A 24,830-nucleotide genomic window follows, 5' to 3' on the forward strand; every position below is an offset into this window, starting at 1 on the left:
TGCGTTATTTCTTCGACCGCTGCGACCAGCCGATGACCATGAACACCAGTCCGGGCAACCAGAAACCGGTGTTCTCCGTACTGATGCCGATGGCAAGCAGAGGCAGCCCTACAAGAAACAGTGGGTGTTTGAATGCAGTATCCATCGCGCGAACCCTCCCAGAAAATGGCGGTCAGTTAACCATGGACCAGCCATCGCAATTACAAAAAACCCTCAAACCAGTTCTGCCCAAGAACTGTAGTATGCACACCGGAATTTTTTCAGTCATGGCCATAACGAGGTCGGATTAGAGTTTATGACCATGCAACCCAAGACCCGTGAGGTCCCACCCGTGCTTCAGGATCTGCGCACCGGCACCGCCGTGCTGCATATCGCCCTGGAGAAACGTCTGCCGTTTTTCTCCGACACCCTTGATGTCCAGGCTTTCCAACGCCTGATGCAGGCCTATTACGGTTTTTATCGACCGCTGGAAACCGCATTGCAGTTGAGCGCGTACATGCCGGAAGATTTTGACTTGCGCATGCGACTCAAAGCCATGACCTTGGGCCGCGACCTGCAAGCCATGGGCCTGTCCGAGCAAGCACTGGAAGATCTGCCCGCCTGCCGAGACTTGCCGGTGATCGATAGCGCCGCAGCGTGTCTGGGTGTCCTCTACGTGTTGGAAGGCGCAACGCTCGGCGGGCAGATCCTGCGTCGGGAAATCGCCTCACGGTTGGACCTGGGCGCAGAAAACGGTGCCGCATTCCTGGATGTCTATGGCGCCTCGACCGGCCGCCGCTGGCGCGATTTCATCGATTACCTGGGCAGCCGCCCAATGGACGCCGACGAGCGCAAGGCAGTCGTCGCCGCAGCACACACGACTTTCAGTTGTTTCGAACGTTGGCTGCAAAGCCAGGAGGTTCTGGTATGACACCACAAGACAAAGACGCGTTTGAAGAACTCCTGGCCAACTGCGCCGACGAACCTATCCGTTTTCCCGGGGCCATCCAGCCCCACGGCTTGCTGCTGACCCTGACCGAGCCTGAACTGGAGATCATCCAGGTCAGTGCCAACGTCGACACATTATTGGCGCGAGAGCCGCAGACGCTGATCGGGCGCCCGCTGCAAAGCCTCATCGGTGACGCACACGCCAAAGCCGTACGCGAAGCGTTGCAGCAACCTACGCTCTTCGACGTCCCACCCCTGCGCTTCAAAATCAACGGCACGGCGTTCGAAGGCTTGCTGCATCGCCATGAAGGGGTGCTGATCCTGGAACTGGAGATTCATGTCGAGAATTTCCAGCCGCGCAATGTCGCCGGCAACCAGACGAATCTGGGGCGGATGCTCCAGCGCCTGCAAGCGGCGACCACGCTGCAACAGTTGTACGACGTGAGCGTCAAGGAAATACAGGCCATGACCGGTTACGACCGGGTACTGATCTACCGATTCGAAGAGGAAGGCCACGGCCAGGTCATCGCCGAGGCTTCCGACCCGTCTATGGAAGTGTTCAACGGCCTGTTCTTCCCGGCGTCGGACATCCCCGAACAGGCCCGTGAGCTGTATCGCACCAACTGGTTGCGGATCATCCCCAACGCCGATTACCAGCCGGTGCCGCTGGTGCCGAAGCTGCGACCCGACACCCAGACCCCGCTGGACCTCAGTTTCGCGACCCTGCGCAGCGTCTCGCCCATTCACTGCCAGTACATGAAGAACATGGGGGTGCTTTCATCGATGAGCATTTCCCTGATGCGCGGAGACCAACTGTGGGGCCTGATCAGCTGTGGCAACCGCCAGCCGTTGCATGTCCCGCATGAGTTGCGCACGGCCTGCCAGACCATCGGCCAGGTGCTGTCGCTGCAGATCAACGCGATGGAGGCGCTGGAACTGAGCCGCCAGCGTGATGAGAAGCTCGAGTCGCTGGCGCTGCTCAATCAGGCAATGATCGACTCACCACAGAATGTCTTCGACGGCCTGGCCCAACAACCCCAAGTACTGATGGCGCTGGCCCGGGCGTGTGGCATCGCCATCATCGAGGACAAGCAACTGCACCGGTACGGCAGTTGCCCGGAGCCCGACGAAATCCGCGCGTTGCACAAATGGTTGCAGGAAAGTGGCAAACCGGTGTTCGCCAGTCATCACCTGGCCAGTGTCTACCCACCCGCCGCGCAGTATCAGCAAGTGGCCAGCGGTGTGCTTGCCATGAGCCTGCCCAAACCTGTCGACAATGGCGTGATGTGGTTCCGTCCGGAAGTCAAAGAGAACATCCAATGGAGCGGCGACCCGCGAAAGCCGCTGGATCTTGAGAACTCCGACACGGGTCTGCGACTGCGACCGCGCACCTCGTTCGAAATCTGGAAAGTCGAAATGTCCGGGATTTCCACCAAGTGGAGCCACGGCGACCTCTACGCGGCCAACGACCTGCGCCGCTCGGCGCTGGAAAATGACCTGGCTCGCCAGGTGCGTCGAGAGCAGGAAGCCGTGCGCGCCCGCGACGAACTGGTGGCCGTGGTGTCCCACGACTTGCGCAATCCGATGACGGTCATTTCCATGCTATGCGGCATGATGCAAAAGACCTTCAGCTCCGATGGCCCGCACACCTCGCGGCGCATTTCCACCGCAATCGACACCATGCAACAAGCCGCCGGGCGCATGAATACGCTGCTCGAAGACCTGCTCGACACCTCCAAGATCGACGCGGGCCGCTACACGATCACGCCGCAAAAGCTCGATGTCGCCCAGATGTTCGAGGAAGCTCAAGCGCTGCTCGCCCCTCTGGCACTGGACAAGGACATCAGCATTTCCTTCGAGGCTGATCCCGAGCTGCGCATCCAGGCGGACCCTGAGCGCTTGTTCCAGGTGCTGTCGAACCTGGTCAGCAACGCGATCAAGTTCACCCCGCGCCTGGGCACGGTAGGCGTGCACGCCGAATCGTGCGGCGGCGAAATCGTCTTCACCGTGCGCGACAGCGGTGAAGGCATACCTGCGGAGCATCTGCCTCATGTATTCGACCGCTACTGGACGATGAAGGAAGGCAATCCAACGGGCACTGGATTGGGTCTGTATATCTCGCAGGGGATTGTCGAGGCCCACGGTGGGCGCATCGTGGCCGAGAGTGTGCTTGGCCAGGGAGCCTTGTTCAAATTCACGCTGCCGGCAGCGGTTGATGGTGTGAAGTGAATCGCTTGGGGAGATTGCCAGGCGCTTGACATCACCCCGCTCCATGAGCGCAGCATCGTAACGAAAAACGCCCCGCCAGAGCATCGCTTTGGCGGGGCGTGGCACAGCCTATCCATGACGCTTGCCAGTCATGGGCGGCCGTTATTTGCCATGCTTTTCAATCAGCGCAGCCAACATTTCGTACTCTTCACCCGTCAGGTCGGTCAACGGCGTACGAACCGGTCCGGCGTCATGCCCAACGATCTTTGCCCCGGCCTTGACGATGCTGACAGCGTAGCCCGCCTTGCGGTTGCGGATGTCCAGATAAGGCAGGAAAAAATCGTCAATCATTTTGCCGACCGCTGTGTGGTCTTCCCGGGCAATCGCCTGATAGAAATTGGTCGCCAGTTGCGGCACGAAGTTGAACACCGCTGACGAGTAAACCGGTACGCCTAGCGCCTTGTACGCGGCGGCGTACACTTCTGCGGTCGGCAGGCCGCCCAGGTACGAGAACCGATCACCCAGTCGACGGCGGATCGACACCATCAACTCGACATCCCCCAAACCGTCCTTGTACCCGATCAGGTTCTCGCAGCGCTCGGCCAATTGTTCGAGCAATGGCGCGGTCAGCCGGCAGACGTTGCGGTTGTAGACCACCACACCAATCTTGACCGATTTGCACACGGCCTCGACGTGGGCCGCCACACCCTCCTGGCTCGCCTCGGTCAAGTAGTGAGGCAACAACAGCAAGCCTTTGGCGCCCAGGCGCTCCGCTTCTTGCGCATATTCGATTGCCTGACGGGTCGAGCCGCCGACGCCGGCGAGGATCGGCATGCTGCCGGCGCAGGTATCGACAGCCGTCTTGATCACCGAACGGTATTCGCTGGTGGCAAGAGAGAAAAACTCACCGGTTCCGCCCGCCGCAAACAGCGCGCTGGTGCCGTAGGGCGCCAGCCATTCCAGACGCCGCGCATAACCCGCCGCATTGAAGTCGCCCTGCTGATCGAAGTCGGTCAGCGGGAAAGACAGCAGCCCGGAGGACAGGACAGATTGAAGCTCGGAAGGGGTCATCTTGTTATCACCTTGTTATTGTCATGGGAGAAGCAATTGAATTTATACGACATCATACAACTGCACTTAAAACAATCCCCTAATAACTGAAGAAGCCTCCTCGACCCTCCTCTGGCAACCGTTTAACCACGTTGATTAAATTCCGTTATCCCCTTAATAAAAACATTGACTCAGCCATCCAGCCCTATTGCGTTGACATCATCAGGGCAAAAAGAAAAACTCAACTCAGGTCATACGACGACGTATAACTAATAATAAAAGGTGGTCTTTCTCATGCATCGTCCTCACTTTATCGGCACGCGTTTACTTAGGGTCCACGACCCTGTCCCGCCAACGACTTACTTGCTCGCCCTCCCCAACTTCAATGGGGTGCAAGTGCCATGAAAGAACTCCTCAGACTGTATTTCCTCGGACTTAAAACACTGATTGTGGCGTGTCTGGTTTGCATTACCGTGCTGATCTTCGCCAACGTCGTTTTGCGTTATGGTTTCAATTCCGGGCTGTTCTTCAGCGAGGAGATTTCCAGGCTGGCGTTCGTCTGGCTGGTCTTTGCCGGTTCGCAACTCATGCTGCACGAGAACGGCCACATCGGTGTCGATATCCTGACCAGCCGGGTCTCGGCCAAGGTGGCCAAACACCTGATGACCCTGGCCTACCTGGCGATGCTCTACGCCACTTGGCTGTTCCTCGAAGGCAGCTGGAAACAAACCCTGATCAACCTGCATGTGGGTGCACCGTCCACCGGCGTCTCCATGGCGCTGTTCTACGGTGCCGGTCTGGTGTTCGCGATATTGAGTACCGTTTTGCTGTGCGCCCAACTGGGCAAGCACCTGATCACGCCGGCCGCTGAGCCAGCGCCTGAAAACGCACACGGGGTATTCAAATAATGGCACTGGGCCTATTCGTCGGCGTGCTCATGGCCGCCATTCTCATCGGCGTACCGATCGCCTATGCATTGATCCTCTGCGGCGTGGCCCTGATGGGACTGCTCGGTTTGTTCGATGGCCAGATCATCGCGCAGAACATCGTCAACTCGGCAGGCAGCTTTCCGTTGCTGGCCATTCCACTGTTCATCATCGCTGGCGAGGTCATGAACAGCGGCGGTCTGTCCAAGCGCATCATCAACCTGGCGATTTCCTTGGTCGGTCACCTGCGCGGCGGCCTGGGCTACGTCACCATCGTTGCCGGCGTGCTGCTTTCCAGCCTGTCGGGTTCGGCGCTGGCCGATGCCGCGTCACTGACCGCGCTGCTGCTGCCGATGATGGTGATCGCCGGCTACAACCGCAACCGTTCCGGTGGCCTGATCGCGTCGGTCTCGGTGCTGGGTTCGATCATTCCGCCGAGCATCGGCTTTGTGGTCCTGGGCGTCGCCTCGGGCCTGTCGATCACCAAGCTGTTCCTGGCTGGCATTGCTCCAGGACTGATGATTGCCTTGGCGCTGGTAGTCGCCTGGTGGCTGGTGTCACGTCGCGACAACGATGTGCAACTGAGCCCCAAGGCATCCGGCAAGGAGCGCATGAAAGCCTTCGTCGACAGCACCTGGGCGCTGATGCTGCCGGTGATTATCGTCGCTGGCCTGCGCTTTGGCGTGGTGACTCCGACCGAAGCCGGCGCTGTGGCGAGTGTGTATGCGTTGCTGGTGTCGTCGCTGATCTACCGTGAACTGAGCCTCAAGTCCCTGGGTGAGCTGTTGCTGCGCGCCGGCAAGACCACCGCGGCCGTGATGTTCCTGGTCGCGGCGGCCTCGATTCCTGCCTGGATGATCACCATCGCCGATATCCCGGGACAGATCATCGACCTCATCCAGCCGGTCATGGACAACCCGAAACTGCTGATCGTTGTTTTGATGCTACTGATCCTGGCGATCTCCATGGTCATGGATCTGACGCCGACCATCCTGCTGCTGGCGCCGATCCTCGTGCCCGTGGTCACCGCCGCCAACATCGACCCGATCTACTTCGGTGTGCTGTTCATGATCAATTGCTCCATCGGCCTGATCACACCGCCCGTAGGCACGGTGCTCAACGTCGTGTGCGGCATCGGCAACATGCGCTACGAAGCGCTGCTCAAGGGGACTTTCCCGTTCCTGATTGCGGAAATCATTGTGCTGTTCCTGCTGGTGATGTTCCCCGATCTGGTCACCGTTCCAGCGCAATGGTTCGCCCACTAAAAATCCAACAAGAAACAGGAATGACCATGAAAACACATTTGAGCGCACTGGCCGCCCTGCTGCTGGCCAGCAGCATGAGCTTCGCCGCCGAGTACAACAGCCACACCATCAAGTTCGCAGCCACCAGCCCCAAGGGCACTCCCCCCGCCATTGGCATGGAACTGTTTGCCAAGAAGATCGACGAGCGCAGCGGCGGCAAGATCAAGGTTCGGACCTTTCCCAACGGCGTGCTCGGCGGCGACGTACAGGTACTGTCGTCCCTGCAGGGTGGTGTGGTGGAGATGATGACCTGGAACGCCGGACTGATGATCAATCATGTGACCGACTTCGGCATTCTCGACTTCCCCTTCATCTACACCGACACCGCGAAGGTCGATGCCATGCTCGATGGCGAGGTTGGCAAGATGCTGACGGACCAGTTGCCGGAGAAGAAGCTGGTGGGCCTGGCGTTTTGGGAACTGGGTGTGCGCAACCTGACCAATAACGTGCGCCCGGTCGAAAAGATGGAAGACATCGTCGGGTTGAAGATCCGCGCGCAACAGTCGCCGTTGTTCCTCGATGTCTGGTCGGCGCTGGGCGCCAACCCAACGCCCCTGCCCTTCACTGAAGTGCATACGGCCCTGGAGACCGGCACCGTGGATGGCCAGGAAAACCCGGCCGCCCTGATCCTCGCCTCGAAATTCAACGAAGTGCAGAAATACCTGAGCCTGACGCACCACAACTACAACCCGCAAATCGTCCTGATCAGCAAACCCTTTTGGGACAAGCTCAATGATGACGAGAAGGCGTTGCTCAAGGAGGTTGCACTGGAAGTGCGCCTCGAGCAGCGCCGGATTTCCCGCGAGGCTGACAGCAAGGCGATTGCCGAGCTGGGCAGTTCGGGCATGAAAGTCAACGAACTGCCCACCGAGGAAATTGCACGCATCCAGCAGAAGATCCGCCCGGTGATCGACAAATACGCGGCGCAGATCAACCCCGAACTGGTGAAGAAAGTCTACGAAGCGGTGGACTACAAGCCGCAATAGCCCTGGCCATCCCGGCAGCCGGCACTGCGCTGGCTGCCCCATCAAACGCACGCTTGCCTGACAATCAAAGGACCTCGCTTCATGAAAATCTCCGTCGCACAGATCCACCCGGTCGCCGGTAACTCGGCGCAAACCATCGACAAAGTCGCCGAACTCACCCGCCAGGCTGCCAGCCAGGGCTCACGCCTGATCGCATTTGCCGAGTGCCTGTTGACCGGTGGCGCGTTCGACAGCCGCGAAGAACTGGAAAAAAGTGCCATCCACCTCGACGCACTCGCGCCCCTGCTCAAGGTTACGGCTGAAACCGGGATCTATCTGGTGGTCGGTTTTTACGAGCAGAACGCCGAGTCAGTTTTCAACACCGCCGCACTGATCGGCCCTGACGGTATCGTCGGCCTGCATCGCAAGCGCCATTTGCCGTTCATGATCGGCGACCGCTTCACCGACCGCCCTGAAGAATGGACTGCCCCGGTATTCGACACTGACATCGGTCGCATCGGCCTGGCGATCTGCTACGAAATTCGCTTCCCCGAAGTCATCCGCACGCTGGCCCTGGAAGGCGCCGACATCGTGGTACTCCCTGCCGCCTGGCCCGAGCAGGCACGTATGCTGCCGGACATTTTCAGCACCGTGCGGGCAGCCGAGAACATCGTCTATTTCGTCGCACCTAACCGAAACGACATGGACGGCGGCATGCAGTTCATCGGCATGAGCCACATCATCGAGCCCTCGGGCAAGACCCTGACCCGCGCAGGACAGGAGGACGGCGTGTTCAGCGTGGAGATCGACCTTGCGAAGGCACGCAACAAATCATTGATTCGCGACCCCGGCGTGTTCGAAATCCACCCCTTCCGCGACCGCCTGCCAGAGACTTATCGCGTCTGAGACGACCCATCACGCTGCTCAGGAAATCGCAATGCATAACAAGATCACGACCCTTAAAGAGCACATGGCCAATGGTCCGACGTTCGGGATGAACATCTACAGCACCTCCGGCATGGCCATCGAAGTGGCCGGCAATTGGGGGCTGGACTTTGTCTTCATCGACGCCGAACACACGGCCCTGGGCGTCGACAAGGACATGGAAAAGCTGCTGCTGTCGGCGCACTACGCCGGTATCCATGGCCTGGTTCGCGTGCGCGGCACCCTTGAATGGGACATTCGCAAGGCATTGGAAATGGGCGCCTCGGGGGTCATCGTGCCGCAGGTGCACAACGCTGCACAGATGCGCGATATCGTGCGCTACAGCAAATTCCCGCCGTTCGGGCGCCGAGGTGGCGACAGTTCGGTGCGCTCTGCGAACTACGCTGGGCCCGGCTTTGACTGGGCTCGCTACACCGAGGCAGAAAACGCCCGCAGCGTTATCGTGCCAATGGCCGAGAGTTTTGAGTTCTTCGACAACATCGACGAGATTCTCGACGTCGACGGTATCGATGCGGTGCATTTCGGCCCAGCCGATTACTCGTTGTCGCGCCAGTTGCCGGTGGATTATCGCCTGGGCAACCCCGAAGTCCGGGATCGCCTGGCGCTGCTGATAGAGCAATGCCATGCGCGCTCCATTCAGGTCATGGTGCCCTGCTTCCCGGCGGACACCGAAACGGCCAGTCGCCTATTGCAAATGGGCGCAGACATGTTGCTGATGGGCAGTGACCTGTCATGGCTGAATCAGGCGGGACAACACATTTCGTCCATTCAAAAAAGTGTTCAAAGTAAATAACCACCCCTTCTAAAAGTTATTGGATCACCCTAAAGATTAAAGGCCAAATCAACTAATCTGATTTGGCCTTTACTGTTACCCGAGCACTTCAACTCACCAAAAAGTTCTGTCTCATCAAAGTAGCCCGTGTCAGCGACACCAGTTCTTCAAGTTGAACATCGGGCCTTTCGGTCAAATAAGATAAACAAAACCTGGCGGGTTCTATCGGGGGATTGCACGGCAGGACCTTGAGCAAATCAACGGCCAACATATCGCGGATCAATGGAACGGGGAGAATCCCGATGGCATGACCGGCCGATATCATCTTGGCGATAAACGCCAGGGAGTTACTGGAGTGAAAGGCTTCGGACACTCCGCCACCTTCCTTCAGCCAGCGCTCCACCACCGAATACAGGGTCGACGGCGCCGAGTGCGTGACGATGGGATGAGCGCACGCCTGTTCCGGTAGAAAGGTATCCCCTTCGATGTCCAGGTGCGCGGCCGCCACCCACTGAAAGGTCATCCACCCCAGGAAGATATCGGTGACATCATCACGGGTCATCGGATTGGTCAGCAGCGCCAGATCCAGCTCGTGGTCATTCAACTTGCGATTGAGCACGGCGCCCACGTCAATGGTAATTTCCAGGGTGATTTCCGGAAAGTGTGCCTTGATTTCGGCGATTACCGCCGTCAGCCCGACCATGGCCGAGCACTCGTCGGCGCCCACGCGCAGTCGGCGATTCTGTTTCTGCTTGGCCGCAAACTGCTCCAGCTTGACACTGTTGTTCAACGCCAGTTCGGCGTGCTGCAGGGCAATCAGGCCATCGGCGGTGATGGTCATGCGCTGCTTGCTGCGATCGAACAGTTTCACACTCAGCAAGGACTCCATCTCCCGGATACGCGAGGAAATGGCCGGTTGGGTCAAATGAAGATGTCGAGAGGCCGCGTGCACGCCGCCTAATCGGGCCGTCCAATAAAAGGCCTCGATCTGCATCAGGGTAATTCTCATGATAAAAATTGTCCCGCCGCTGAGTCGCTTTTTTTTATTACCGCATTAAAAATGCGCTTGTTAGGATGGACTCAATGTAACAGACATCCCTCAAAACAAGTAAAACCGGCATGTATATTATTCGAGAACTACCACAACAAATCCCACGAGAAGAACTTGAAGTACTTTTCGCAGCGGAACCGGCAACCATTGGTCACTTCATTACCCAAGGCATTTTGAGTACGGACATAAAGGCGCACTTCCAGGATGTCAGGGCCGTGGGCACGGCGGTCACGGTGAAAATGCCCGGTGCCGATGGCGGCATCCTGCATCACGCCATGGGCTGCGCCCGCCCCGGCGATTTCCTGATCGTCGATCGCTGTGGCGAACGGGTGACTGCCGCCATGGGCGGCGCCATGGCCTACGCCGCGAAACAGGCCGGCATCGCCGGGATCGTCATCGATGGACACGTCACCGACCTGGGTGAACTGCGCACTTATGGTGTGCCCATCTGGTCGTGGGGCGCGAGTGCGATTACCACGCGACTCAAGGGTGAAGAAGGCGAGTTTTGTACGACGGTCCAATGTGGTGGCGTCGTGATCCACCCAGGTGATGCAGTGGTCGCTGATGAGAACGGCATCGTGGTGCTCAGGCCGTGGCAGGTATTAACGCTGGCGCGTCAGGCCATCGACTTTCAGGAGCGGGAAAAAACCACACTCGCCCGGCTTGCAAACGGCGAGAAATTTCCCGATGTGGTCGGGTCCAGAGCCATCATCGACGCCGCCATCCACCGCGTGTCCTGAACAACAGCATCACCGATCTTTCGTTTCTGCCATGTAGCCCCTTCAAAAAAATAACAGGACTACCATGAAACTACATCCTGTAACGCCCTGGATCCTGGCCATGCTCGGTGGCCTGATTGGACCGACCGCCCTGGCGGATACGGTGCCAGCGACTCACTTCAACGTGATTGGCGGTGGCAGCCACAATTACACCTACCGAGCGGTTGAAGCGCCGTTCTGGAACACCACGTTACCTGACAACTCCGGCGGCAAGCTCACGGCGAGCCTGCGAGGCTTGTCCGAAAGCGGTCTCAAGGGGCCGGAAATGGTGCGTTTGATCCGTTCCGGGGCCGTTGAAATCGGCATGGGCGTTTTCGCGTTCGTCGCCGGCGACGACCCGTTTTTCGAAGGTATCGACCTGCCCGGCATGGCTGCCGACATCGAGACCGCCCACCGCGTATCGAGCGCATTCAAACCCGTGCTCGCCGCGCGCATGGCCGAGCGTCACGGCGTCAAGCTGTTGGCCACCGTCCCCTATACGGCGCAGGTGTTCTTCTGCCGCGAGCCCGTCGCCTCGGTACAAGACCTCAAGGGCCGGAAAGTTCGCGTGCGTGGACGCAACATGTCCGACATGGTCAAGGCACTCGGCGGTGCCCCCATGACGCTGCCATTCGCTGAAGTGGTGACCGCCATGCAAACCGGGGTCATCGACTGCGCGGTGTCGGGCATCGGTTCTGGCAATGCCGCCCGCTGGTACGACGTGGCCAACCATCTCTATAACCTGCCAACGGACTGGTCGATCGGCTTCTATGCCATTGGCCTGAAGCGCTGGCAGTCATTGCCAGAAACGGTACAGCACCTGCTCGAGCAGCAATCCCGGGTACTGGAAGACCGGTTGTGGGAGGAAACCACCAGGGAGAACCGCTCGGCCCTGGCCTGCAACATCGGCGCAGCCGATTGCCAGATTCATCACCCCGCACATATGCAGGTCAGCACGCCGACGCTCGCCGAACGGCAGGCGATGCAAGAAGCCGTGCTGGCCATCGCCAATGACTGGGGCAAACGTTGCGGTGCACCGTGCGTGGAACGTTGGAATGCCACAGCCGGAGCGACCCTGGGCGTGCAACTGCAAACACCCTGACAGCGCCGGCCAATGGCCTCGCGTTTTGAATCCACCCCGTTTGCGGAGAACACCGCTGATGAAACCCTCTGAATCTTCTGCCATCAGGCTTGTGAACAGCGTCGCGTGGCTCAGTGCCTGGGTCGGTGGTATCGCGCTGATGGGCACCGCCTTGATGATCGGCGTCGACCTGATCCTGCGCAAAACCATTGGCGTATCGATGGGCGGTGCCGACGAAATCGCCGGTTATGTGCTGGCCATTGTCAGCACCTGGGCGTTCCCCGTCGCCCTGCTCAAGCGTTCGCACATCCGGGTCGACATCGTCTATTCACGCCTGTCCATCAAAAGTAGGGCCGCGCTCGACCTGCTGGCGCTGGGGTGCATGGCATTGTTTGTCGGGACCTTGCTGTTTCATGCATCCGGGGTGCTGTGGACCACGCTCAAGTTCCATTCGACCTCCACCACGCCACTGCAGATTCCGTTGTGGCTGCCGCAATCGATCTGGCTCGCAGGTTATGTCTTTTTCGCCCTGACCATTGTGGTGCTGGCTTGCACCAGCCTGAGCCGCCTGCGCCGGCGGACTTCGATCAGCGGGCTGATCGGCATCAATTCCGTCGAGGAAGAAATCGAGGAGGAAACCCACCGCCGTGCGCCGGGGTTCACGCCTTCGCCAACCACTGGAGAACACTGAATGCTCGCCTTTACCCTCTTCACCCTCCTGGCGCTGCTGGGTCTGAGCGTGGCCGCAGCGGTCAGTGTCGGCCTGCTGGGCATGTCGCTGTCCGAGCTGTTTTCCACTCTGCCCTTGAGCAACGCCATGGGGGAAATCGCCTGGAGCACCAGCGCCGAATTCCTGCTGGTGGCGATTCCGCTCTACATCCTGATGGGCGAACTGCTCGTGTGCTCAGGCGTTGCCGGGCGCATGTACGGCGCGGTGTCAAAATGGCTGTCGTGGCTGCCAGGGGGTTTAATGAACGCCAACATCGGCGCCTCGGCCCTGTTCTCTGCCACCAGTGGCTCCAGCGTTGCAACCGCCGCGACCATTTCGACGCTGGCCCTGCCTGAGCAGGAACGCAAAGGCTACCCGGCGCCGCTTTTTCTCGGTTCGGTCGCCGCTGGCGGCACTCTGGGTATCCTGATTCCGCCGTCGATCAACATGATTCTGTTCGCGCTGATCGCCAATCTCTCGGTGCCCAAGCTGTACCTGGCCGCCACCATTCCGGGCATTTTGCTGAGTTTGATGTTCGTGGCGATGATCGTGATTGCCTGCCTCTTGCGCCCGGAACTGGGAGGCACCAAGGAACACGCCACCTGGGCCGAACGCCGGGAAAGCATCAGGGACCTGCTGCCACCACTGGCGATATTCGTGCTGGTGGTGGGCGCCATCTACAGCGGCTTTGCCACCGCCAGCGAGTCGGCCGCATTAGGGGTGATCGCTGCGTTCGCCCTGGGGCTTTGGAGACGTGCCTTCACCTGGCAGAACCTGGGCCAGGCTTTCGAGTCGACGCTGCGCACGACGGGGATGATCCTGTTCATCACCCTGTCGGCGTTTTTCCTCAACTTCGTGCTGGCGTCCATCGGGCTCACTTCAACGCTGGTGAGTTTCGTCACCGACCTCAACATGTCGCCGATGGGCACGCTGCTGGCAATCATCGTGTTCTACATTGTCCTGGGGTGCTTCATGGACACCCTCGCCATGCTGATTACCACCGCGCCACTGGTGGTACCCGTCATTATCGCCCTGGGTTTCGATCCACTGTGGTTCGGCGTGATCCTGATCATCCTGTGCGAGATGGGCCAGATTACCCCGCCGTTCGGCATGAACCTGTTCGTCGTGCAGAGCATCCGCAACAAGGGCAACTTCCTCGATGTAGTGTACGGCGCCCTGCCGTTCTGTTTCGTATTGTTGCTGTTGATCGCATTGTTGATCATGTTTCCACAGATTGCCCTCTGGCTGCCGCACTACGCCTGACGTCCGTATCGCTCGCAGGCCCAGGTCACCTTGCCTGGGTCCGCGAGATCAGGTCTGCCAGGTATTTCTTTGAACTTCGCCCCCTTCATCGTGATCACCTTTACTGCGCGCAGTCAGCGCGAACCTGATGGATCAGTGCCTGGCGCTGGGCATCCGTAAAGGGTCGATAAACGATGAGGATTTGCCGTGACCGACACCACCTATCCCCTTGCGCGAATCACGCCGGGGCCGCTGCATTCGATACTGCTGGGCGGCACCGTTGCTCTGTTTCTCGGGGCGCTGTTGAGTGATATCGCCTACGCCAGGACCTACCAGATCCAATGGAGCAATTTCGCCTCGTGGCTGATTGCCGGGGGCTTGGTGTTCTGTGGGCTCGCGTTGCTGTTTGCCCTGACCAATCTACTGCGGGCCCAACCGAAAGCCGGCCGGCCTGCACTGTATTTCCTGCTCCTGCTGATCACTTGGGTACTGGGGCTGGTCAACGCCTTCGAGCACGCCAAGGATGCGTGGGCCGTCATGCCTTCGGGCCTGATCCTGTCGGTCATCGTTGCCGTGCTGAGCGGCGCCTCGGCGTTGATCGGCCTTACCAACTTGCGGTCAGGAGGTGCACGATGAAGCCTGTTTTCCCCGTAGCCACCCTGACCCTGGCGATGCTCCTGAGCGCTTGCGGTGGAGAAGCCGACAGCCCTCAGGCTCGTGGCCCTGAACCTCAGATGCCGGAACCGCAGCGCAGCCTGTTGCCCAGTATGAAAATCGCCGAACCCGCGGCCTGGGATAACCAGAAGCCCACGGTTCCCGAAGGTTTCAGTGTCACTGCCATTGCCCAAGACTTGAAAATTCCGCGCCAGACGCTGGTGCTGCCCAACGGCGATATCCTGGTGGCCGAAGGACGGGGCGGTAACGCGGCCAAGCTCAAGCCCAAGGACGTCATCGCCAGCTACATCAAGGCCCAGGGCAACACTAAGGTCAAGGGAGGTAACCGCCTGACCTTGCTTCGCGACGCGGATGGGGATGGCAAGTACGAGCTGCAAACGGTGTTCGCCGAGCACCTCAATGCGCCTTATGGGCTGGCGTACGCGGATGGCAAAATCTACGTCGCCAATCAGGATGCACTGGTGCGCTTCGACTATACCGAGGGGCAGACCAAGGCCAGCGGTATGCCTACGAGAATCACCGAGCTGCCTTCGGCGATCAATCACCACTGGACCAAATCGCTGGCCATCAGCGAGGACGGGCGCTCGCTTTACGTGGGCATCGGCTCCAACAGCAACATCACTGAGCGCGGCATGGAGGTCGAAGTGGATCGGGCGATGGTCTGGCAAATCGACGCCCAAACCGGCGCGCACAAGCCGTATGCAACCGGCCTGCGCAACCCTACGGCGCTGAAGATCCAGCCCGGAACCGGAACGCTCTGGGCAGTGGTCAACGAGCGGGATGAACTGGGGCCCGACCTGGTGCCGGACTACCTCACCTCCGTCAAGGAAGGGGCATTCTACGGTTGGCCTTACAGCTACTGGGGCCAGAATGTGGATACGCGGGCGCGGCCACAGGATCCCAAAAAGGTTGCCTCGGCGATCAAACCGGATTACAGCCTGGGTTCGCACGTGGCGGCGCTGGGAGTCGACTTCTCGACGGCCGCAATGGGTGAGCGATTCGCCGACGGTGTGTTTGTCGGTGAGCACGGCAGCTGGAACCGGGATAACCCGGTGGGCTACAAAGTGATTTTCGTGCCTTTCAATAACGGTAAAGCCACGGGCGAACCCATCGACTTTGTCACAGGCTTGCGCGGTGATGACGGCAAAACCCGTGGCCGGCCTGTGGGTGTGACGGTCGATCCGCGAGGTGCATTGATCATCGCCGATGATCTCTCCAACACGGTCTGGCGGGTGACTCGCAATCAGTGATTGCATCAGCGAAGGGCCCGCCATTGCGCTAGCCCTTCGCTGGGTCTGCCTTGGAACCCACGGATTTGTATTCTCCAGTCGCTTCCAATGCGCACTCCACCAACGCCACCTTGTCCCGCGAGCGATAAGAAACCGGTGTCTTATCGGCATCAGCCAGGTTGGCTTTTTTCCGTGTCTTCCCCGCGACCGGTGACACGAATGCGCCTGGCTCCATTGCAAATCGCTCTGCCAGCGCATAGGCCATCTTGTGACTGATTGGCCGGTCCCCGCTGAGCACCTTGGACACCGCGGTTTTATCGCCGATTTCCGGGAGGTCCGAACCGGTGAGACCAAGAGTCTGCATCAGATCCTTGATCAATTGCACAGGCGTGCAAGTGGTCCCGAGTGCAGCGCTGGATTCACGAAACTGTTCGGAATCGCGCTGGTAGGCCAGCATTTCATCCTCCAGCTCAATGAGAATCTTCTCTTCGACCTTGTTCAGTTCGCGGCCATCGGTGAGCTCATCGAGCAACCAGGTCGCGCGCTCATAATCGGCCGGGGTCTTGATGCCGTGCACGAACTCGCTGCGCAGGCGCTCCATGACCGCATACAACTCGCCAAGCGTTGCAATCATGGTTTGAAAATCGTTTGGGCTGGTGTTCATCGTTTTGTCCCTTTGTTTCTTGCATACCAGGCGTTGGCAACGTCGTACTCGGCATGGGTGTAGACGTGTTTGACGTAAAACTTTTGCCGGATGTAATTGACTCCGCCGATCAGCCGAAGGTTATTGCCACCTACATCAATCACCACCCAATTGTGTGCAGCTCTGGGCTTGAACAGGTCAACGTTGTGCGTACCGAAAACCCTTTGCAGGTCCGCGAACTGTTCTGGTCGGGCCACCTTCAAAAGACGTAGGCAGCGGTCCAGGCCTGCCTTGTCGTTAGGGCGCGCAACCCCGGCGTCGTCGAAACGTGATGGTGTGAGTATGTCCATGGGCATCCTTGTCATGGTTACGATGCTACACCAGTTGTGTTTTTTGACAACTACTGTTTGTCGGCATCAGGAAAACTGGCGGTGAGATCAGGTTGAAATACCGAACCCTCTCCAGTCTAACCGGGGCTCGCTGACTTTCTCGCGTCATCTGTACCAACATGTATCCGACAAAACTGGCCGAAGGGTCAGTTTTTCGCCATAGTAGGCGGTCACACACATTCGCAGTACGAGGCATTGGACATGCAAGGCGTCAAACGCAAGTTGGTTTTCGTGACATCTTTCGAATTGATCGCCGTCGCATTCAATACCTTGATCCTCACCGCACTAGGCCATGACACTCAGCTTTCCACAGGACTGGCAATCGCCAGCTCGACCGTTGCCATGCTGTGGAATTACTGCTGGAACACAGTGTTTGAATATTGGGAAGCTCGACGTGTCGACCGCACCCGCACGCTATGGCGCCGAGTGCTGCATGCGACAGGATTCGAGATTGGCCTGCTCGGCGTGCTGGTTCCGCTGTTCGCCTACTTCCTGCACGTTGCGCTGCTGGAGGCATTGGCGTTGAACGTGGGTTTGATGTTGTTTTTCCTGGTGTACACCTTCACGTTCAACCTGGTGTTCGACAAGCTGTTCGGTCTACCGCTGTCGGCGCAACCCGCTGAGGCCTCTTGATACCTGAAGTGGGCCATCTGATCAGCGTTTGTCCGCCAGCGTTCCCGAGTACGTCGCTTCTACCGGCCCACTGAGAAACACCGGGCCATTGCCGTCCCAATTGACGGTCACGGTCCCGCCATCGCATTCGACCTCAACGCCAGGATCCAGCAAACCCCGCCGAATACCGTTGACCACCGCGCCACAACAGCAGGAACCGGACCCGAGCGGGATACCACCCCCGCGCTCCCAGATGCGCAACCTGATGTGCGTGCGATCGATGACCTGGACAAAGTGCACGTTGGTCTTGAGAGGAAACAGCGGGTGCGTCTCGATGAGCGGTCCCGTTGTGGCGAGGTCCACCGCGCTCAGGTCCTCGACGAAATAGGTACAGTGCGGATTGCCCATGCTGCATGCGGCGGGTTCACCAGGCAGTGGCAGCACAGACGAATCCAGCTCCCGGGCCAACGGGATCTCAGACCAGTCAAACAGTGGCTGCCCCATCGCCACCGAAATCGTCTCGGCCGTCCTTCGCCTGCAGGTGAGCAAGCCACGATTGGTTCGCAGCGTCACCGAGGTACCATTGGCCTCAAGCATCAAGCGATCTGCAACACCGCGTGTGGCACTGCCGCATACGTCCAGGGCCGAACCATCGGCGTTCCAGAAGATCACGCGTGCATCGGCATCGTCGCAATCGAGCACCACCGCCAATTGATTGAAGCCGATGCCGCGATTACGGTCCCCCAACTGACGGGCCAGTTCACTGGTCACTGGATTGCTGGCGTTTCGTGCATCCACCACCACGAAGTCATCGCCATTGGCGTGCATTTTATGAAAGCGCAGCGGCATCGAACGATCCTTGTGCCATGGGTATGACCTACCCTGGGTGTCAGGGCATCCTGCGCTGATTATTTAGCACTCGCCAGATAGTACGCAACCAAGGCATTGGCATGACCGTGGCCCATCGCATGTTCGTTCTTGAGCCAGGTGACCATTTCCATGTGTTTCTTGTCGTTGATCGTGGCGAGCAGGCTCAACCAGTGGCTGACGGGCTGCCCGTATTTCTGTTCAATCGATGGAAAGTAGGAGGCTGGGCCTTTTACTTTTTGATCTTCGGTCATGTTGCGAACTCCCTGTTGGTGTCGAGCAGAGCGAGGCATTCACCCGCCCATTGATTCTGAAACATCGCCGGTCACCGCATCACTCGGCCGGGGTCTCGGTGGAGACAGTCGCAATGTATTACGGCCCATGCCCTTGGCCTCGTACAATGCCGCATCCGCCTGGGCCAGCAGACTGGCGCTGGTGTCGCGTTCATCCGGCACGACACAGCACACGCCGATGCTGATGCGCAGGTCGATGCTGGTGTCGCCGAATTTTGCTGGTGCCCCGACCAGCGAAGCACGCACATCATCGAGCACCGCCACGGCGCCATCGGGGCTGGTGCCGGGCAACAACAGCAGGAATTCCTCGCCGCCATATCGACCGATGCTGTCCGATTGACGCAGCCGTCGGGTGAGATGGTTGACGCAATGACAAATCACTTCATCGCCCGCCAGATGGCCGTGCACGTCATTGATCTGCTTGAAGTGATCGATGTCGACCATGGCCACCGCCAGGTACGAGTTGTCTCGGCGCGCCCGTTCGAGCTCCTTCGCAAACTGTTCCAGAATGGCGCGGCGATTGAGAATGCCGGTCAGCACATCGCGCAAGGCCAGGCGTTGCAGTAACGATTCGCTGCGCTCCTTGGCCAGCAGCACCAGGCCCAGGGAAATCATCATCGCGGTAAAAGTGCCGATACTGACCGAGATGGTCTGCTTCAGGTTGCTGACGTCGTAGCGCATCTCGGCAGCGCCGCCGCCGAGAATGGCCACCACCCGCATGCCCAGGCCGATCAGGCTGATGCTGGAGCCGATGATCAACAGCATGCGCGCCCTTCCCTGTTTGGGTATGTAGCGCAGCGTCCAATAGATGATCAATGTGCATTGCGCCATTAGCACGATGGTAGCCGCGAGCATGCGCGGTTCCAGGGTGTCGATCAGACTGATCATCGACCCCAGCATCAACAGCATCGGCGCGAACACCCGCCACCAGGGCACCGGCAACTCGACAATGCGGAACAGGCTGGCCCCATAAAACGCCAGTGCTACCGACAGCAAGGTGTTGGCGGCGCCGTAGGTAAACCACAACGGCGCATGCCCGTAGAGGGTGTAACCGACATAGGCCAGGGCATGCGCCAACAGGCCCGAGCCGATGGTGAGCAAGCCGTCACGCCGGTTGAACTGGCCGACCAGGATCAAACAGAACGCCATGATCGTCGCGACCAGGGCAACGCAGGCAAAAAGTGTAGGTGTATGGGCAATCATGGTGTCTCACTGGCCGCGGCATATGTACTTTGGCCGCAAGTCTAGTTGAGTCGGGAAAAGTCGGGGAGTGGTTTACGTGTCGGGGGCGTCCAGGCGGCCCTCATCACCTTTGAAACTCATCGCGAGCAGGCTCGCGCCCACGGTTGGGGCGCTTCAATACCGCCTTGAGCAACGGATCATTCAGATACGCCACGTTCAAACGCGTCCAGGGGCTGATGCGCGATTGCTCGGGGGAAAAGATATGCCCAGGAGCAATCATGAAGCCCTTTGGCAGCAGTTCGCGGGTCAGCTCACGAGCATCATCCACGTGGGCGAATCTGGCCCAGAGATAAAGGCTTTGCTCCGGTCGCGAGAACACTTCGGCGCCGATCTCGTCGAGCATCCGCAAGCCGGCGGCCGTCGCTGTCCGCAGCCGTTCCTGCAACCTCATCAGGTGCCGCAAGAAGTGCCCTTCGCCCAGGATCACATCCACCGTGCGCTCGCAGAATTCCGAGGTGCTGGTGTGGAGCAGCATTTTTACGTCGCCCAACTCATCGATTACGTCCTTGCTGCCGGCAATGAACCCAACCCGCAGCGCCGCCGACACCGATTTGGAGAAACTGCCGACGTACAGTGAGCGCTTGAGTTGATCCAGTGCGGACACTTTGATCGCCGACGCCGATTTGAAATCCCCGAGCGCATCATCGTCCACCAGAATGAAGTTGTATTGCTCCGCCAGTTGTACCAGGCGATGCGCCTTACTCGGTGAAATGTCGGAGCCGGTCGGGTTATGCCCCACGGACTGGATGAAGAACAACTTGGGCCTGTGCTCTTGCAGCAAACGCTCCAGCACGTCGATATCCGGGCCGTCCGCAAGCCTTGGCACGGCAAGCATGCGCGCGCCTTGCAACTGCAATTTGCCAAACAGTGGGTAATAACCGGGGTCTTCGACCAAAACGCTGTCACCAAAACCGATGAAACGACGGATGATCAGATCCAGCGCATGGTTGGCGCCGTGCGTGGTGACGATTTGTCTTGGATTGGCGGTGATCGAGTAGCTCGCCAGCTTTTGCACCAGATGTTGGCGAAGACCGGCATTGCCCAACCGATTGCCGTAGCGAAAAAGCGTGGACACACCCGTGCGCATGATCTGCCGGGTGAACTTATCCAGCCGCATGTCCATCAACCAGTCGACCGGTGGAAAGCCCTCCCCCAAAGGCGAATGCCCCGGTTCGCGAACGAATTGCTGACGCATCAACCAGATGGTGTCCATGGCCCGGGCATAGGGTGGCGGTTCTTCCGGCTCGGGATGAATGGACGCACCTTGCCTGACGAAAAAACCCTGGCCGTGGCGCGCCTCAACCAGGCCTTGCGACGCCAGCGCCTCGTAGGCATTGATCACGGTGTTCTTGGAATGGCCCAGCAAGCGCATGCACTCGCGCAGCGAAGGCAGGCGGTCGCCTTCGTGGTAGGTGCCGTTCTCGATCTGCTCGACCAGTGTGGCGGTCAACTGCTGGGCCAGTGTCAGTCGCACCATGATTCATCGTCCCGAGTGAATGTATGCGCAAGGGTACAGCTTAGGTACTGTCTGTCCAAACTGTACCTTCTTTGCAGGCACAGAGCGCATTAGGGTGGTTTCACTCGAAAACAATAACGCTACAGGATTACCCATGAGTATCGATTCGCGCCTTCCGAATTTTCGCAGCCTCTCGCCTGCGCAGCGCCTTGAACACTTGCAACAAGTGCTCGCGTTACCCACCGACGACGTGGCCTTGCTGCGTGACGCCGGCGCTTTGGGGCTGGACATTGCCGATGGCATGATCGAGAACGTGCTTGGCACATTTGAACTGCCCTACGCGGTTGCCAGTAACTTCCAAATCAATGGCCGCGATGTCATCGTGCCGCTGGTGGTCGAGGAACCTTCGGTGGTCGCAGCGGCGTCCTTCATGGCCAAACTGGCGCGCGATGCCGGTGGCTTCATGACTTCCAGCAGCCTGCCGCTGATGCGTGCCCAGGTGCAGATCGTCGACGTTGCCGATCCGTACAACGCCCGCCTGAGCCTGATGCGTCGCAAGGAAGAAATCATCGAACTGGCCAACCGCAAGGACCAGTTGCTCAACAAGCTGGGCGGCGGTTGCCGGGATGTCGAGGTCCATACTTTCGCCCACAGCCCCAGGGGCCCGATGCTGGTCGCGCACCTGATTGTCGACGTGCGCGATGCCATGGGCGCCAACACGGTCAACACCATGGCCGAGGCCGTGGCACCGCTGATGGAAGAAATCACTGGCGGCAAGGTGCGCCTGCGGATTCTTTCGAACCTGGCCGACCTGCGCCTGGCCCGTGCCCAGGTGCGCATCGCCCCCGAGTTGTTGACCACCCGCGAATATGCGGGCGAAGACGTGATCGAAGGTATTCTCGATGCCTACAACTTTGCCGCCATCGACCCCTACCGTGCTGCCACTCACAACAAGGGCATCATGAACGGCATCGACCCGCTGATTGTGGCCACCGGCAATGACTGGCGCGCGGTGGAAGCCGGCGCACACGCCTACGCCTGTCGCGACGGTCACTACGGTTCGCTGACGACCTGGGAAAAAGACAGCAACGGCCATCTGGTCGGCACCCTCGAAATGCCCATGCCTGTGGGACTGGTGGGCGGTGCGACGAAAACCCATCCGCTCGCGCAACTGTCACTGCGCATCCTGGGCGTCAAGACGGCCCAGGAACTCGCGGAAATTGCCGTGGCCGTCGGCCTGGCGCAAAACCTTGGTGCGCTGCGGGCCTTGTCTACCGAAGGTATCCAGCGCGGCCACATGGCGCTGCACGCTCGAAACATCGCCTTGTCCGCGGGCGCTCGCGGCGAGGAAGTCACTTGGCTGGTCAAGCAGATGGTCGAGGCGCGGGACGTGCGTGCCGATCACGCCGAGCAACTGCTCAAGCAAAAGCGCGCCCTCTGATGACCGGGCCTGAAGAGAACGTGCGATTGGCCGAAGTCGGCGCTCGGGGCGGCTTGCACGGGGTTGGCGATTGACAGGAAGCCGGACGCGCGTCACATCTCTACGCGTGCATAACAATAAAAGCCCTTAGGGCGGTGGGAGAACTCTGTTGAAACCTCAATTGTACGAAGTCTGGGGCGACACCGTAGACAGTCGTCACCTGATCTACTCCATCGCGATTGGCGCGATGGTCAGCCTTGGCGCATTTTTCGTCGCCCAACAAGTGCTGGCCCATTGGGTCGCCTCGGCGCAGATGGCCCGCGCCTACGCGATGCTGGTGGGCATCGTCGGCTGCCTGGCCGGTGGTGCCATCAGTGCGGCGCTGTTCAAGCCCAAGCGCCATGTGGTGGAGGAGCAAGCCGATCCCGCCTGGCGCGCTGAAGTACTGAAGGAATTGCAGAGCGAGTTCGGCGATCTGGGGCGCCTTTCCGATCTGCCACCGGAAACGGTCGCCGAGCTTCGCGAAATGGACCTTTACGAGCTGTTCGCCGAGCACGAAAGAACGTTGGCGGCGCCTGACCGAGCCAGCGACAAGCCTGCGGCCACCGAACGTGCGGCCGTAGCGATCAATGGAGGCCAGCCATGATGCCGGCCCTGTTGGATCAAGTCCTCATCGCTCTGGGCATGGGCCTTCTCGGTGCCGTGATCTTCGCCGGCATCGGCCTGATTTCCGGCAGCGACGAAACCACCACCCTCGCCCCTTTGACCTTGCTGGTGGTATTACTGGGCGTGCCCGCGCCGGGCGTGCTGACATTCTTCCTGGCGGGGGCCGTGGCCAAGCACATGACCCATGCGGTGCCGACGGCGTTGCTGGGCATACCGGGCGACACCATGGCGACGCCCTTGATGCGTGAAGCCAACTTCCTGCGCAACCTCGGTGTGCCACACATTGCCTTGCGCAAGATGATTTCCGGTGCAGTGATTGCCGCATTGATCGCGGTGCCCATGGCCGTGTTGTTCGCGGTGATGCTTGCGCCGTTCGGCGACATGATCAAATACGCGGCGCCCTGGGTATTTCTGGCCGCAGCCATTGCCATTGCCTGGTTCTCCAAGGGCCGCCTGGCAGCCGTGTTGGCGTTGATCCCGTTCGTAATGATCATCGTGGGTTTGCAGAGCATCACCGCACAGTATGGGGTCAAGCTCAGCGTCAGTTATTTCCTCGGTATCGCCATCGGCCCCTTGATCGCGGCGCTCTTTTCCATGATGGCGCCGGCCGAACGAGCGAACATGCGTCGTGAGTCGGTGCGCAGCTTTTCCCTGGCGCCTGACGTGAAGAGCTGGGGCGGCTTCTTTCCCAACCCGCTCAAAGTCCTGGATCGCAAACAGAGCCTGTGGACTGCCGCTACCGCAGCGGTGTCCAGTGCGACCTTCGTCTTCAGCCCGGTGGCCATGACCGTGATCATGGGTGAAGTGGTGGGTGCTCGCGTCAAGCATGTCTACCACCGCTTGACCACCGTGATCACCGCGCGCAACGGCGTTACCGAATCCACCTACATTGCCGAAGCCCTGATCCCGCTGATTGCCTTTGGCCTGCCCTTGAGCCCGGTGGCTGCGGGCCCCGCCGCGCCGCTGTTCAACGCGCCCCCGCGCTTCACTGTGGACTCAGCCACGGGGCAAGTGAACAACCTGCATTCGCTGCTCAGCACCTGGGAATTCTTCGGCTACGGCATGTTGGCGGTGATCGTGGCAATCCTGGTCGCCTACCCCTTCACCATGAACTACGCGCACCGGGCGGCGGCTTTTGTCTCGCGCAAGATCAGCCATGAAGCGGTGATCGCGACCTTTGTCGGCCTGATCCTGGTGATCGGCATCTGGGAAGGTGGCTTGCTGGGCCTCTCGGTCATTGTCACCGTCGGCTTGCTGGGCGGGTTCCTGTCACGCTTTTTGGGTTTCAACATCGGTGTGCAATTCATGGGCTATTACACCGCCGTGCTCACGGTGCCGGCGCTGGCTGCACTGTTGGGCGCTTGAGGTTTTGCAAACATAATAAAAAGCAGGTGATTACT

At 59.5% G+C, this 24,830-nt stretch carries 26 protein-coding genes; 17 read left to right on the forward strand and 9 right to left on the reverse strand.

Annotation, left to right across the window (positions count from 1 at the left end; genetic code table 11):
• Nucleotides 1-4 precede the first annotated feature (4 nt).
• Nucleotides 5-145, reverse strand: a complete 141-nt coding sequence (locus AB4N64_RS12230) for a hypothetical protein (RefSeq protein WP_460125816.1) — start codon at nt 143-145, stop codon at nt 5-7.
• Nucleotides 146-301: 156 nt separating this feature from the next.
• Here AB4N64_RS12230 and AB4N64_RS12235 point away from each other — a divergent pair, with 156 nt between their 5' ends.
• Nucleotides 302-910: a biliverdin-producing heme oxygenase gene (locus AB4N64_RS12235; protein ID WP_460126730.1), complete on the forward strand. Its 609-nt coding sequence runs from the start codon at nt 302-304 to the stop codon at nt 908-910.
• Nucleotides 907-3,156, forward strand: coding sequence for an ATP-binding protein (locus AB4N64_RS12240; RefSeq protein WP_460125818.1), 2,250 nt, complete (start codon nt 907-909; stop codon nt 3,154-3,156). The genes AB4N64_RS12235 and AB4N64_RS12240 overlap by 4 nt, the downstream gene beginning before the upstream one ends.
• 141 nt (nt 3,157-3,297) lie before the next feature.
• Here the strand turns inward: AB4N64_RS12240 and kdgD are convergent, their stop codons facing one another.
• On the reverse strand, nt 3,298-4,206 hold the full coding sequence (kdgD, locus tag AB4N64_RS12245; RefSeq protein WP_460125820.1) for a 5-dehydro-4-deoxyglucarate dehydratase: 909 nt from the start codon (nt 4,204-4,206) through the stop codon (nt 3,298-3,300).
• Nucleotides 4,207-4,586: 380 nt separating this feature from the next.
• Here kdgD and AB4N64_RS12250 point away from each other — a divergent pair, with 380 nt between their 5' ends.
• From AB4N64_RS12250 to AB4N64_RS12270, 5 genes are all read left to right on the forward strand, one after another.
• Entirely contained in the window at nt 4,587-5,093 is a 507-nt protein-coding gene (locus AB4N64_RS12250) for a TRAP transporter small permease (protein WP_460125822.1), read from the forward strand.
• Complete coding sequence (locus tag AB4N64_RS12255; RefSeq protein WP_460125824.1) at nt 5,093-6,376, forward strand: TRAP transporter large permease subunit; 1,284 nt, start codon at nt 5,093-5,095, stop codon at nt 6,374-6,376. The genes AB4N64_RS12250 and AB4N64_RS12255 overlap by 1 nt, the downstream gene beginning before the upstream one ends.
• Nucleotides 6,377-6,402: 26 nt before the next feature.
• Complete coding sequence (locus AB4N64_RS12260) at nt 6,403-7,401, forward strand: TRAP transporter substrate-binding protein (protein ID WP_460125826.1); 999 nt, start codon at nt 6,403-6,405, stop codon at nt 7,399-7,401.
• Nucleotides 7,402-7,482: 81 nt separating this feature from the next.
• Entirely contained in the window at nt 7,483-8,286 is an 804-nt protein-coding gene (locus AB4N64_RS12265; protein ID WP_460125828.1) for a carbon-nitrogen hydrolase family protein, read from the forward strand.
• A gap of 31 nt (nt 8,287-8,317) precedes the next feature.
• Nucleotides 8,318-9,118, forward strand: coding sequence for an HpcH/HpaI aldolase family protein (locus tag AB4N64_RS12270; RefSeq protein WP_460125830.1), 801 nt, complete (start codon nt 8,318-8,320; stop codon nt 9,116-9,118).
• Between the two features lie 88 nt (nt 9,119-9,206).
• Here the strand turns inward: AB4N64_RS12270 and AB4N64_RS12275 are convergent, their stop codons facing one another.
• On the reverse strand, nt 9,207-10,106 hold the full coding sequence (locus AB4N64_RS12275; protein WP_460125832.1) for a LysR family transcriptional regulator: 900 nt from the start codon (nt 10,104-10,106) through the stop codon (nt 9,207-9,209).
• 110 nt (nt 10,107-10,216) lie between these two features.
• Here AB4N64_RS12275 and AB4N64_RS12280 point away from each other — a divergent pair, with 110 nt between their 5' ends.
• The 6 genes from AB4N64_RS12280 (at nt 10,217) to AB4N64_RS12305 (ending at nt 15,863) form a co-directional block, all read left to right on the forward strand.
• Nucleotides 10,217-10,888 carry an RraA family protein gene (locus AB4N64_RS12280; RefSeq protein WP_460125834.1) on the forward strand — a complete coding sequence of 224 codons (672 nt, stop codon included), beginning with the start codon at nt 10,217-10,219 and terminating at the stop codon, nt 10,886-10,888.
• A gap of 64 nt (nt 10,889-10,952) precedes the next feature.
• Nucleotides 10,953-12,008, forward strand: a complete 1,056-nt coding sequence (locus AB4N64_RS12285) for a TRAP transporter substrate-binding protein (RefSeq protein ID WP_460125836.1) — start codon at nt 10,953-10,955, stop codon at nt 12,006-12,008.
• Between the two features lie 58 nt (nt 12,009-12,066).
• The gene (locus tag AB4N64_RS12290; protein ID WP_460125838.1) at nt 12,067-12,678 is read left to right on the forward strand and encodes a TRAP transporter small permease subunit; all 612 of its coding nucleotides are present in this window, start codon (nt 12,067-12,069) and stop codon (nt 12,676-12,678) included.
• Nucleotides 12,679-13,959 (forward strand): TRAP transporter large permease, encoded by a 1,281-nt coding sequence (locus tag AB4N64_RS12295; protein ID WP_460125840.1) that lies wholly within the window; start codon nt 12,679-12,681, stop codon nt 13,957-13,959. It abuts the gene before it with no gap.
• Nucleotides 13,960-14,145: 186 nt separating this feature from the next.
• Complete coding sequence (locus tag AB4N64_RS12300) at nt 14,146-14,574, forward strand: DUF2231 domain-containing protein (protein ID WP_460125842.1); 429 nt, start codon at nt 14,146-14,148, stop codon at nt 14,572-14,574.
• On the forward strand, nt 14,571-15,863 hold the full coding sequence (locus tag AB4N64_RS12305) for a PQQ-dependent sugar dehydrogenase (protein WP_460125844.1): 1,293 nt from the start codon (nt 14,571-14,573) through the stop codon (nt 15,861-15,863). Before AB4N64_RS12300 ends, AB4N64_RS12305 begins: the two co-directional genes overlap by 4 nt.
• 28 nt (nt 15,864-15,891) lie before the next feature.
• Here the strand turns inward: AB4N64_RS12305 and AB4N64_RS12310 are convergent, their stop codons facing one another.
• Nucleotides 15,892-16,506, reverse strand: a complete 615-nt coding sequence (locus AB4N64_RS12310; protein ID WP_460125846.1) for a helix-turn-helix domain-containing protein — start codon at nt 16,504-16,506, stop codon at nt 15,892-15,894.
• A complete protein-coding gene (locus AB4N64_RS12315; RefSeq protein ID WP_460125848.1) occupies nt 16,503-16,835 on the reverse strand; it encodes a type II toxin-antitoxin system HigB family toxin in 333 nt (110 codons plus the stop codon). The genes AB4N64_RS12310 and AB4N64_RS12315 overlap by 4 nt, the downstream gene beginning before the upstream one ends.
• A 240-nt stretch (nt 16,836-17,075) precedes the next feature.
• Between AB4N64_RS12315 and AB4N64_RS12320 the strand changes: the two genes are divergently transcribed.
• Nucleotides 17,076-17,507: a PACE efflux transporter gene (locus AB4N64_RS12320; protein WP_460125850.1), complete on the forward strand. Its 432-nt coding sequence runs from the start codon at nt 17,076-17,078 to the stop codon at nt 17,505-17,507.
• Nucleotides 17,508-17,528: 21 nt separating this feature from the next.
• On the opposite strand, the gene dapF is transcribed toward AB4N64_RS12320, so the two are convergent.
• The 4 genes from dapF to AB4N64_RS12340 form a co-directional block, all read right to left on the reverse strand.
• Complete coding sequence (gene dapF / locus AB4N64_RS12325) at nt 17,529-18,335, reverse strand: diaminopimelate epimerase (RefSeq protein WP_460125852.1); 807 nt, start codon at nt 18,333-18,335, stop codon at nt 17,529-17,531.
• A 59-nt stretch (nt 18,336-18,394) separates the two neighbouring features.
• The gene (locus AB4N64_RS12330) at nt 18,395-18,607 is read right to left on the reverse strand and encodes a DUF4287 domain-containing protein (RefSeq protein WP_460125854.1); all 213 of its coding nucleotides are present in this window, start codon (nt 18,605-18,607) and stop codon (nt 18,395-18,397) included.
• Nucleotides 18,608-18,646: 39 nt separating this feature from the next.
• Nucleotides 18,647-19,849 (reverse strand): GGDEF domain-containing protein, encoded by a 1,203-nt coding sequence (locus AB4N64_RS12335; RefSeq protein WP_460125856.1) that lies wholly within the window; start codon nt 19,847-19,849, stop codon nt 18,647-18,649.
• A 103-nt stretch (nt 19,850-19,952) separates the two neighbouring features.
• A complete protein-coding gene (locus AB4N64_RS12340; protein ID WP_460125858.1) occupies nt 19,953-21,365 on the reverse strand; it encodes an aminotransferase-like domain-containing protein in 1,413 nt (470 codons plus the stop codon).
• A gap of 133 nt (nt 21,366-21,498) precedes the next feature.
• Here AB4N64_RS12340 and AB4N64_RS12345 point away from each other — a divergent pair, with 133 nt between their 5' ends.
• The 3 genes from AB4N64_RS12345 to AB4N64_RS12355 all read left to right on the forward strand — a co-directional run bounded on the left by AB4N64_RS12345 (nt 21,499) and on the right by AB4N64_RS12355 (nt 24,795).
• Nucleotides 21,499-22,785 carry a hydroxymethylglutaryl-CoA reductase, degradative gene (locus tag AB4N64_RS12345; protein ID WP_460125860.1) on the forward strand — a complete coding sequence of 429 codons (1,287 nt, stop codon included), beginning with the start codon at nt 21,499-21,501 and terminating at the stop codon, nt 22,783-22,785.
• Nucleotides 22,786-22,933: 148 nt separating this feature from the next.
• On the forward strand, nt 22,934-23,410 hold the full coding sequence (locus AB4N64_RS12350) for a hypothetical protein (RefSeq protein ID WP_460125862.1): 477 nt from the start codon (nt 22,934-22,936) through the stop codon (nt 23,408-23,410).
• Nucleotides 23,407-24,795: a tripartite tricarboxylate transporter permease gene (locus AB4N64_RS12355; protein ID WP_460125864.1), complete on the forward strand. Its 1,389-nt coding sequence runs from the start codon at nt 23,407-23,409 to the stop codon at nt 24,793-24,795. Before AB4N64_RS12350 ends, AB4N64_RS12355 begins: the two co-directional genes overlap by 4 nt.
• The last annotated feature ends 35 nt before the right edge of the window (nt 24,796-24,830 follow it).

Source organism: Pseudomonas sp. S2_C03 (assembly GCF_054668405.1).

Coding starts and splice junctions, on each gene's coding strand:
- AB4N64_RS12230 (WP_460125816.1), bottom strand. CDS start 145: ATGGATACTGCATTCAAACACCCACTGTTTCTTGTAGGGCTGCCTCTG.
- AB4N64_RS12235 (WP_460126730.1), top strand. CDS start 302: ATGCAACCCAAGACCCGTGAGGTCCCACCCGTGCTTCAGGATCTGCGC.
- AB4N64_RS12240 (WP_460125818.1), top strand. CDS start 907: ATGACACCACAAGACAAAGACGCGTTTGAAGAACTCCTGGCCAACTGC.
- kdgD (WP_460125820.1), bottom strand. CDS start 4,206: ATGACCCCTTCCGAGCTTCAATCTGTCCTGTCCTCCGGGCTGCTGTCT.
- AB4N64_RS12250 (WP_460125822.1), top strand. CDS start 4,587: ATGAAAGAACTCCTCAGACTGTATTTCCTCGGACTTAAAACACTGATT.
- AB4N64_RS12255 (WP_460125824.1), top strand. CDS start 5,093: ATGGCACTGGGCCTATTCGTCGGCGTGCTCATGGCCGCCATTCTCATC.
- AB4N64_RS12260 (WP_460125826.1), top strand. CDS start 6,403: ATGAAAACACATTTGAGCGCACTGGCCGCCCTGCTGCTGGCCAGCAGC.
- AB4N64_RS12265 (WP_460125828.1), top strand. CDS start 7,483: ATGAAAATCTCCGTCGCACAGATCCACCCGGTCGCCGGTAACTCGGCG.
- AB4N64_RS12270 (WP_460125830.1), top strand. CDS start 8,318: ATGCATAACAAGATCACGACCCTTAAAGAGCACATGGCCAATGGTCCG.
- AB4N64_RS12275 (WP_460125832.1), bottom strand. CDS start 10,106: ATGAGAATTACCCTGATGCAGATCGAGGCCTTTTATTGGACGGCCCGA.
- AB4N64_RS12280 (WP_460125834.1), top strand. CDS start 10,217: ATGTATATTATTCGAGAACTACCACAACAAATCCCACGAGAAGAACTT.
- AB4N64_RS12285 (WP_460125836.1), top strand. CDS start 10,953: ATGAAACTACATCCTGTAACGCCCTGGATCCTGGCCATGCTCGGTGGC.
- AB4N64_RS12290 (WP_460125838.1), top strand. CDS start 12,067: ATGAAACCCTCTGAATCTTCTGCCATCAGGCTTGTGAACAGCGTCGCG.
- AB4N64_RS12295 (WP_460125840.1), top strand. CDS start 12,679: ATGCTCGCCTTTACCCTCTTCACCCTCCTGGCGCTGCTGGGTCTGAGC.
- AB4N64_RS12305 (WP_460125844.1), top strand. CDS start 14,571: ATGAAGCCTGTTTTCCCCGTAGCCACCCTGACCCTGGCGATGCTCCTG.
- AB4N64_RS12310 (WP_460125846.1), bottom strand. CDS start 16,506: ATGAACACCAGCCCAAACGATTTTCAAACCATGATTGCAACGCTTGGC.
- AB4N64_RS12315 (WP_460125848.1), bottom strand. CDS start 16,835: ATGGACATACTCACACCATCACGTTTCGACGACGCCGGGGTTGCGCGC.
- AB4N64_RS12320 (WP_460125850.1), top strand. CDS start 17,076: ATGCAAGGCGTCAAACGCAAGTTGGTTTTCGTGACATCTTTCGAATTG.
- dapF (WP_460125852.1), bottom strand. CDS start 18,335: ATGCCGCTGCGCTTTCATAAAATGCACGCCAATGGCGATGACTTCGTG.
- AB4N64_RS12330 (WP_460125854.1), bottom strand. CDS start 18,607: ATGACCGAAGATCAAAAAGTAAAAGGCCCAGCCTCCTACTTTCCATCG.
- AB4N64_RS12335 (WP_460125856.1), bottom strand. CDS start 19,849: ATGATTGCCCATACACCTACACTTTTTGCCTGCGTTGCCCTGGTCGCG.
- AB4N64_RS12340 (WP_460125858.1), bottom strand. CDS start 21,365: ATGGTGCGACTGACACTGGCCCAGCAGTTGACCGCCACACTGGTCGAG.
- AB4N64_RS12345 (WP_460125860.1), top strand. CDS start 21,499: ATGAGTATCGATTCGCGCCTTCCGAATTTTCGCAGCCTCTCGCCTGCG.
- AB4N64_RS12355 (WP_460125864.1), top strand. CDS start 23,407: ATGATGCCGGCCCTGTTGGATCAAGTCCTCATCGCTCTGGGCATGGGC.